The sequence below is a fragment of the Helicobacter sp. MIT 00-7814 genome (assembly GCF_003364115.1).
GTDB lineage: Bacteria > Campylobacterota > Campylobacteria > Campylobacterales > Helicobacteraceae > Helicobacter_F.
Window position 1 is genome coordinate 1 of sequence record NZ_NXLL01000043.1, and the last position, 9395, is coordinate 9395.

Here is a 9395-nt window from a genome sequence, read left to right on the forward strand (position 1 = left end):
TATGCAACAAGACGCTTTAAAGACAAGCATTATAGTGTAAGCTTTGATTTAGCAGTGAAGCAATTGCAGAAAGATTTTAGCGAGCATATCGCGCAAAATGCACATTTGCAAGATTTGATTACAAAGGCTTTTAATGAAAAGCGCAATATTTATGCAAATCCCAAAGAAGTAACATATAGCGCGACTAAAACCTACGAGGGCGCAAATCCTGCTATAAAATTACGCCCTACACAAAATAGAGCGGTGCAAAAGGCAGTATTTGGGGATAAAAATATACTTTTAAACCACGAAGTAGGCGCGGGTAAAACCTACACACTTATAACCACCGCAATGGAGTTAAGACGCACCAACAAATCTAAAAAGCCACTTATTGCTGTGCCAAATCACCTTGTAACGCAGTTTCAAAATGATTTTTTAAATCTCTACCCAAATGCTAAGATTATGAGTATCCAAAGTGTAAGTGATAAGAATTTTTCAAACTTGCTTAATCAAATCGCCTACAATGACTTTGATTCTGTGATCGTCGGACATAGTGTATTTGATAGCATTAATATGCCTTATGCGTATCAAAGGGATTTTTATGAGGATTTAATCGAGGAGAAAAAGAGACTTGCAGGCGAGGCAAGCGGAAGCGTTGAGCGCAGAATCCAGCGAGAGCTTAAAAGCTTAGAGGATAGGCTTGCAGGCGTGCAAGGCAATAAAAAAACCAACAAGGATTTTACAGAGCTAGGCTTTGATTCCTTATTGCTTGATGAAGCCCACGAGTATAAAAACCTGCCTTTTGCAAGTGCGTATGAATCTAAGCAAATGGGAAGCAAGCTAGGAAGCGCAAAGGCGATGAATCTCTTGCTAAAGACTTCATTTTTAAATAAAAATGGCAAGAAAATCGTATTTGCTACAGGCACGCCGATGAGTAACTCACTGCTAGAAGTCCATCATATGCTAAGGCATTTAGACCCGCAGGGCTTAAAAATGTTTGGGATTGAGCATATAGACAATTTTATCAATGATTTTGTAAGGATTGAAAAAGTGCTTGAGACAAAGCCAACAGGTGAGCGCGTGTTTGAAGATTATATCGTGGGAACGCGGAATAATAAAACGCTGATGAATTTTGTTAATCGCGTGTTTGACACTATTGATATGAAAGAAGTCATCGATCAAGCAAATTTAAGCGGTGTAAAGGTGATTTTACCAAATGTGCTAGCCCAAAGCGCGATGATTAAAAAAAGCAAGCTTGTAGCAGAGCTTTTTGATGATATTGTGCTAGCAGATGCGAAATATCTCAAAGAGAATCCACAAGGTGCAATGGAAAATGGCATAAACCACCTAACCATCTTTAATAACGCACGCAAACTAAGCCTAGACCCTAGACTTTTAGCACCAAAGCGAGCAAATGAAGCTATTGCCAAAAACCCCGAGCTTTTAAAAGATACCAAAATCCACCAAAGCGCGCAAAACATAGCCACAATAGCCAAAGAGTGGGAAAAAGACAAAGGCACGCAAGTGGTGTTTTGTGATTTAGGCGTGAATGATATTTTAGGATTTAACGCGCATAAAGAGCTTAAAAACCAACTGCTAGCGCAAAAAGATTCTAGCGGAAAGGCAATTTTTGAGCCACAAGAAGTGCAAATTATAGGTGATTGGAAAAAAGAGAAATACAAAGATCTTTATAAAGACGTAAATAGCGGAAAAGTGCGCGTCCTTATCACCACCACCGCAAAAACAGGCACAGGCGCAAACATACAAAAAAGAATGGTGGCAATGCACCACCTAGATTCCCCCTATCGTCCGAGTGATTACACGCAACGAATTGGCAGACTTGTAAGACAGGGAAATGAGCTAGCCATAAGGGCGAGCAATGAAAAGAGTGAATTCTTTGCTAAAAATATCGTGTATGCTACAGAGGAGACGCTAGATTCTAGAATGTTTGAAATGCTAGAGGCGAAGTCAAGGGCGTTTAGGAATTTTTACAAAGGAAGCGATGTCGAAACTGAACTTAATGTCAAAGAAATGATTGACTATGACTTAATGGCAGCAGAATCTAGCGGGAATAAAAATGGAATAGAGCTTGTCAAGGTAAATAAAGACATAGACGAACTAGAAAGCTTGAAGCAATCGCAATTGCGAGAATTTAGCAATAAGGAAAAAGATATCCGCGAATTTAGCGAAAAACTTGCAAAGCTAGAATCTGAGCTTAAGACAATTGATACCTTTAAGCCTAGCTTTGAAGGCGCTAAGCTAGAATTTAATCATCAAGCCTTTGAGCTAGATTTAAAAGAATCTCTCAATAAGCCCGCAAGCATAGTGTTTGATGATGAAGCGCAAAAGGCAAATTTGCAGGCTTTGCGTGAAGCGATGAATAAGCAAAAAGAGACAATCTTACAAAAGCTTGAAAGTGGGATTCCTTACAATCTCTACAGCTACAATGGCGCAGATCTCTACGCGGTAAAAGATAATTTAGGCGAGCTTACATTTTTCTTTGAAAAAGAGAGCAAGCGTTATTTCCTTGAGGGCACAAGGCGTATGCTTTCTAACTTTAGCCCGAGTGATAGCCTCAACTTCTTAAAGATTCTGCAAAATCACACAAGGAAAGAGGGCGAAAAATTGCGCGAGATTGCAAGGGAGAAAACCAACCTTGCAAAGGCAAAGGCGCGCAAAGAAGCATTTGATGAGCAAGAGAGGCTGGATGCGCTTTTAGAATACGCGCAAAGCCTACAGGAAGCAGTCGATAAGAAAATAAAAGAGCTTATCCCCAAACCCGCAAGCCTTGCAAAATATGCAATTGTTAGCGGAGCTGGGGGACTAGGTGCATACGCGCAAGCCTATGAGAGAGATAACAATCAATATAAGGCACTCTAAGGCTTGTTTGTAATTTTATACTAATATTTCCCCAACTTGATTGCTAGGGGGTAGGCTATGATGGGCTGGGAAGAAAGTCTTTTAGAAAAATTCTTTTTAAAAAAAGAGCATTTACACAAGCAACAAACAAGACTTACACATAGTAGGAATGATTCAGCGGACGCGGTTTTTTATCCAAAAGTTTATGAAAGGCTTTCAACATTTAAAAATGATATTCACGATTCAATAACAATATACAAGAATATCTTAAAGAGCAATAACAAGAAAAAGAGCATACCTACTCAATGGTTTAGAGATAAATTTACAAATGCCTACAATGATGAGTTTTACTGGTTTTGGGAATGGAATGAGCAGTTTTACAATATAAGAATGAACTATAAGACATTTCAAGAATATATAACTAAAGGCGACCCCAACCCGCTAAATTGGCTTTTTATTGCAAAGGTGAGACCTTTATTTGCGCTAGGCTGTGTAATGGATTATGAAGCAAAAGGGCGATATGATAAGGCAGAGGACGAGGCAAGCGATGAGAGAGATGATACAAATGACGAAATGAGTGAAAGCGACCAAAACGAGCAAAGCAAAAACACACCACCTAAAGAAACACCTACACTTTTTTAAGCCCTTTAATTTTTAAGCGCTAGATTCTACACTTGCGCTTAAAAACTTAAAGGCTTAGGCAATGTTTGATATTCTTTGGCGCGGATTATCTCAGGCTTCAACAGAAAGACACCTTAAAAGTGAAGTAAGCAAAATTTTAAAAGAATACAATATTAAAACCTCTACGCTTGCAAGTTTAGACCCCTATATTAAAACCAAAGCAGATTATTTCTTGCGTGATAAATATAGAGGTGGAATGGGGAGTATCTGGCGTTTATTAAACCCAAAAGAAATAATGGAAGCAGCTTTAGGCGTTATCGGCAATGAAAGTATTATGCGTGAAATTGATAAAGGGCTGATTGAGACAAAAACATATATTTTAAAAGGCAAAGATGATTTAAAAAATATACAAATCCTAAAGCCCAAAGATGTAAAACAACCCTACGAGCACCTAGCTAATGGAGAATCTTATAAGGCTGGTGGCGCTGGAGATTATAGCCATTATGACCCAACAAAGCCTTATAATCCCGCCAAACAAGAGCAACCAAGTGAGCTTAGCGATACACTCTTTGGTAGGAACTCACTAAAAGCTGGGAATTTCAACGCCAAAGAGCAAGTTAAATCCCTGCAATCAAGCCCAAATTTTGAGCTTGCAAATATTAATTATTTAGAGCAAGAAAAAGACGACTTGCAAAGACGCTTAGAAAACTTCTATAATGGACAATTTAGAAAAATCGGCGAGGCTATGGCATTACTTGCAAAGTGTGTTTTGGTAAGTTTTAGCGAGAAAAAAGATAAAAACAAAATTAGTCGCTGGCTTAAAAAAGTCATCAATGGGCGCGAATACTACCTAAGCGACCAAGATATAGCAAATACCACAAATCTCATAAGAAGCCTAGCTGACAAGGAATACAACTACTATTTAAAAAGCTTTGAAAATCAAATGTTTATTTTTGAAACAAAAAACACACTTAGTCGCTATAACTTTGGCGAGGATAAAGGCGAAGTGGTAAAAAAGAGAAGCTATCAAGTGGATTCTTTTAAGGATAACAGCGAGGAGAAAAACAAAGCTCAAAGCGTGATTTTACAAACAGAGGACGAAAAAATCTTAAGCTACATTAAAAATCCCAATCAATTGCTAGAGCAAAAAGCGCAGGCAGAAGCAAAGCTAAAAAATGCTAACGCGCTAGAGAAACAAATTTATGAATGCTTGCTTGTGTATGATGAGCTAAAAGATTCTGTACAGGGCTTGAGCGAATACCAAAAGGCGGTGGAGAAAAGATTCTTTAGTCCGATAAAAACAGCCTCAAATAAACAGCTGGCTATTTTTTACATTAAAAATAATTATGAAAGTGAAGCAAAATACTTAGATAAGGTAGGCGTGCAGGCTAGCTGGAGATGGTCGGCTAAAGATGGCGAGATGGTAAGTATTGTGTATCGAGATTTTGAAACATTTGATGAAGTTAAAATAGACTTAGAAAAAAAGCTTTCAACGCCTGCATCCGACAGATGTAAAAGCACTCTTAGAGATGGTTTTAATAAATTATACAACCCCTACAACCTAAACGCCCAAGAATCTAGCTTAATCCCACAAGCACCAAGCTATGAGCCATTTTTTAAAATGCAAGAGTTTGCAAGTTTGGGATATGAGGACATAGACTCTTATTTTGAATACTTGAAAGAAACAAACTTAGTGTATTACGCCCAAATTGAAGCTGATGAGTGCCAAGAACTCTATAATTATGTCACAGACGAGGAAACCATCAAGCTTTACCAAGAGCTTGAAAGCAAGGACTTATAAAAGCTCAAAGCTAAATCCTAAAATTCCCAACCTTTTGATAATAGCTTACGCTTTGTGTGCGCTCTTTGTTTTCTTTTCTCTTTGGCACGACACTACTATGCGCTAGCGCACTTGCAATACAATCGATACAATCATCTTTTCTAAAAGGCTTTGCAGGATTGAAACTTAGCAATTCTTTTTTAATCTGCTCTAAGCCCCTAGCATTGTGCAAAAACACTAAATAGCCTGTATTGTAAAATGGACGCAATGCCTTGATTTTCTCAACCTTTGAAATTTTTCTGCTGGGCGTGTAGGTGTTGATTGTATTTGTAATGAGTGGCTTATTTTTTGCCTTTAGGGTTGTGTTTGTCTTTACTAACTCTCTTTGTAGCAATCTCTCCAAAGTTAGCCCCCCGCCCTCACTCTCAATAAAAACCTGCGCGCTTGAAAAGCTAGCACACATTTGCAAGATATTTAAAATCGTCTCCTCCTCGCTCCAAATACCAAATAAGCAGTCTTTAACCACATAGCGCGCACCCTCTTTGTATTCCTCCACGCCAATGCAAACAATAGCGCGATTATCCGCGTTGGTATTTAAGCTTGTCGCATTATCGATAAAAATATACTCATTTTGTGCATTTTGCTCAAAGCTAGGGATCCTGACAAAATATACTTCCTCAAAAAATCCTGCTTCGCTTACTTGAGGTTCTTGCAAATACTGCGTGCTAAACTCATCGCTTCCCATTTGTGCGCGTAAGTTTTCAAGCTCTTGTATTGTGTGTCTTTGGGGGAAAAGGGCTTCATTTGGCGCGCGTGTGTAGTGAAAATCCTTGATTGTGTAGGTTTCTTGTGTCTCATTAATGGCTTTTAGTTTGATAACTTCCCATTGATTGATAACTTCAGGCTCAAAGTGTTTCTCATCAAGCAAGAATCCGCACAAATCCTCATCGCCTAAGCGTTGCATTAAAATCGTAATATTGCTTTTATTATCCTGCAAGCGCGACAGCACGCTTTCTTTGAAGTTTTGATTTACGCGCATTCGTTCGGCTTTTGAGTTCATATCGATAACTTTAATTGGGTCATCGATGATTATTTGGTGCGCGTGAAATCCTGTCAAAGATGATTTTAAAGTCGTAACAAACAGCCCCCCGCCCTCTTTTAATACAAACTCATTTGCATTGTCTTGTAAAAAAGTAGGCGTAGTGCCAAAGATTCCAGCCCAAAAGGGGGATTTGAGCAAATCTCTTACTTGATTTGAGATTTTTTTACAAAGCTCATCAGAATAGCTAATATAGAAAAATTTGCGTTTTCTATCCTTACCTAATGCCCACGCGATGAAACAACGCGCAATAATTTCAGTCTTGCCATAGCTAGGTGGCATATTGAGCATTAAACGCGTGATAATGTTTTGATTATCGTCAAATGGCGTTGTGGATTCTAGCATTTTGCAAAGAAAATCATAATGCCAATTATCCAAAAATGGCGTGTTATTGTAACGCTCCCACTTTAAAAGCACAAAGGTTTTGAAATCTAAGCGCGCCTTTTGTCTTAGTAAAAACTCTTTTTGCAATTCCTTTTTATCCATAATTTGCCTTTTTTAGCGCAATTACACCAAAACGCACTTCCTAAAAGCTAGGGATAAATAGCATTTTTTAACCCTTTTTTTAAATTTTCAAAAAAACTAAATTTGCGACTACAAAATCAACAAAGGAGATTTTATGCAACAAAAAGTCAATCACATAAGCTATTTAAGCGTGGTTATTTTGGATTTGAGCTTACTTGCTGACAAAGCAAATGCAGATATTTGCGTTTTGCCAGAGGGTGCTGAAGTCCTAGATATAAGCCTAGAAGTGCTAACCCCAGCACCTGCAACAAGTGTAGCAACACTTAGCTTTGATGGTAAGGAGTTTTTAAGCGGTGTGGATATTGCCACACAAACAACGCACAGAAGCGCAAGCGTTACTACGCTGAAAAAAACAGGAATTTTGAAAGGCAACTTCACAGGAGACAGCGGAGAGGTAAAAGTGAGAGTGCATTATTTTCTGCCATCAAAGATTCTCGCAGAATATGTGTAAAAAATTCTATCTTTTGGCTCTTTTTGCGGATTCTTTACAAAATTTTCGCTCACGCACGCCAAAGTGCGCTCCGCTCAAATTTTGCTCGAAAACCACAAAAATAGCTCAAAACCTAGAATTTTTTAAGTGGCACGCGTTGCGAACGACAAATCGCCAAAACCAACCAAGCACAAAAAAATTCTAAGGATTTGCGATGATTTTTGCGGTTTTCAAAAAAAATGCGACAGGAGCTACCTAAGCGGTAGTGACTAAGCATTTTTTGCAGAATCCGCGAAAAGCGCGCAAAGACTGAATTTTTAGAAAGGAGACAAAAATGGACCAGCAAATAGAACAACAACAACCTAGCCCGCCAAATCCAAGCGAGCAACTAGGAATCTTAGAGGGCGAAATCAATGACGCGCTCAATGCCTTTGAAAATAACTTTGTTTCAGCTATCACGCAGAAAGTCAATGAAAGCCCAGAGCTTGAGGAACTCTTTTTTGAAAATAGAGAGGAGTTTTTTAAACAAGTCATTAGCTTTCAAAATGAGTTTCTAAGTGGTATCAAAGAAAAAATGGGACAGGCAAACACTTTGCGCGGAGAAATCCAAGCAAGTGAGCTAAGCGCGCAAAAAGAACAAGCCCTAGAGGCTTTTTTACAAAATCACCCAGATATTGATAAAGATGAGCTTTTGAGCTTTTTTGAAAGCCTGCCACAAGAGGTAAAAGATGAGCTAGAAAGCCTGCCTGTGCAGTATTTTTATGAAGCTTTGCTTAATCTTTTCAATAATAAGGAAGAGGTTTTCAAACAATTAGGACAAGAGCAAGAGGGCGCAGAGCAAGGCACACAACTGCCCGAGCAGTTAAGCGGTGTCGCAGGCAATGCAGAACTAGGCGCAGATACAAATCTGCCAATGACAAGACAATAACCTAAACTTTAAGGAGAATCCCAATGACAAACGCAATCACTTATGAAGCAATTGTAAATAACCCAAATATCGGCATTGAAATAGGCAAAGAGATTGAAAAAGCAAGCTGGATGAAAAGCCCTTTTGAACCACTTGTCGGACGCGGTGGAGATAGAGGAATAAGAACCTTTAATGTAACTAATTACCAACCATTCCGCCCACGCTTAAAATCAAAGCTCACAGGCAAAGGTGTAGCAGGCAATGCTGACTTTGATACAAATTACGATGATTTGGAGATTTTGAGCCAAACAATCTACCCTGAAGTGAAAGGAAATGCGCTTTTAAGCCCAATTGAGCAATATAGCCAAATGCAGTTTATTGACTTCAAAAACGAATCAAGTGAGAATCTTGCAGAATGGATTGCAGATGTGCGCGATAGAGCTTTTATCACTGCGCTAAGCAATGATTTTACAAATATCGTTGTCGCAGACGCAACAAATGGCTTTAAAGACACAAGCGCAGAAAAAAGCGTGCAAAGTGCCACCAAAAAGATTGCCAAAGGCGATGTAGTGAATTGTAAAATGCTTAGACGCGCTATTTTTATGGCACGCACTGGGCTTTTATACAACAATAAAGAAGCATTCCCAATCAAACCTACAAGAAGTGAGACAACCACAGAGGGTGGGATTAGCATAATGAATTATTCTTATCTCATTTTGCTAGATTCTCACGGGATTAATCAACTCAAAAACGATCCTGAATGGCGCGAAATGCAAAAGTATGCAGGTGATAGAGGAGATAAAAACCGCCTTTTCACAGGACTTGCTGGAATGATTGATAATTGCCCTGTGCTTGATATGGGCGTTTGGACGAAAATGCAACCTGGATTTTTAAATTCTGAGATCGCAGATTCTGAATTTGAAGCAAACATTAACAAGCAAAACTTCTCAAGGCTCACACCGCCTAGCTCTTATGCTAATAATCAACCTGTCGCTTTAGGCGCATTGATAGGCGCAAGCGCGCTTGTAATGGGCGGAAGTGATAGCGTGAAATTCTACATTGAGAAAGTCGATGCAGGGCGCAAGATTAAATGCGCGGTTGATAGATTGATGGCAATTTCTAAAGGACGCTTTAGCCTAGAGAATGGCAATCTTAGTGTGTATAGCAACCAAGATTTTGCAACAATCGGGCTAGC

At 39.0% G+C, this 9395-nt stretch carries 7 protein-coding genes; 6 read left to right on the forward strand and 1 reads right to left on the reverse strand.

From position 1 onward, the window contains the following. The 3 genes from CQA49_RS09335 to CQA49_RS09345 form a co-directional block, all read left to right on the forward strand. A partial coding sequence (locus tag CQA49_RS09335; protein ID WP_147288684.1) for a DEAD/DEAH box helicase family protein occupies positions 1 to 2859 on the forward strand: 2859 nt, incomplete at its 5' end. Between the two features lie 57 nt (positions 2860 to 2916). Continuing rightward, a complete protein-coding gene (locus CQA49_RS09340; RefSeq protein WP_115575690.1) occupies positions 2917 to 3480 on the forward strand; it encodes a hypothetical protein in 564 nt (187 codons plus the stop codon). A 61-nt stretch (positions 3481 to 3541) separates the two neighbouring features. Further along, positions 3542 to 5260, forward strand: coding sequence for a hypothetical protein (locus CQA49_RS09345; RefSeq protein WP_115575691.1), 1719 nt, complete (start codon positions 3542 to 3544; stop codon positions 5258 to 5260). A gap of 10 nt (positions 5261 to 5270) precedes the next feature. Here the strand turns inward: CQA49_RS09345 and CQA49_RS09350 are convergent, their stop codons facing one another. Beyond that, entirely contained in the window at positions 5271 to 6824 is a 1554-nt protein-coding gene (locus tag CQA49_RS09350; protein ID WP_115575692.1) for a hypothetical protein, read from the reverse strand. Positions 6825 to 6957: 133 nt separating this feature from the next. Between CQA49_RS09350 and CQA49_RS09355 the strand changes: the two genes are divergently transcribed. The 3 genes from CQA49_RS09355 to CQA49_RS09370 form a co-directional block, all read left to right on the forward strand. Continuing rightward, positions 6958 to 7314 carry a hypothetical protein gene (locus CQA49_RS09355; RefSeq protein ID WP_115575693.1) on the forward strand — a complete coding sequence of 119 codons (357 nt, stop codon included), beginning with the start codon at positions 6958 to 6960 and terminating at the stop codon, positions 7312 to 7314. A gap of 313 nt (positions 7315 to 7627) precedes the next feature. Further along, complete coding sequence (locus tag CQA49_RS09365; protein WP_115575695.1) at positions 7628 to 8221, forward strand: hypothetical protein; 594 nt, start codon at positions 7628 to 7630, stop codon at positions 8219 to 8221. 23 nt (positions 8222 to 8244) lie between these two features. Then, a partial coding sequence (locus CQA49_RS09370) for a DUF4043 family protein (protein ID WP_115575696.1) occupies positions 8245 to 9395 on the forward strand: 1151 nt, incomplete at its 3' end.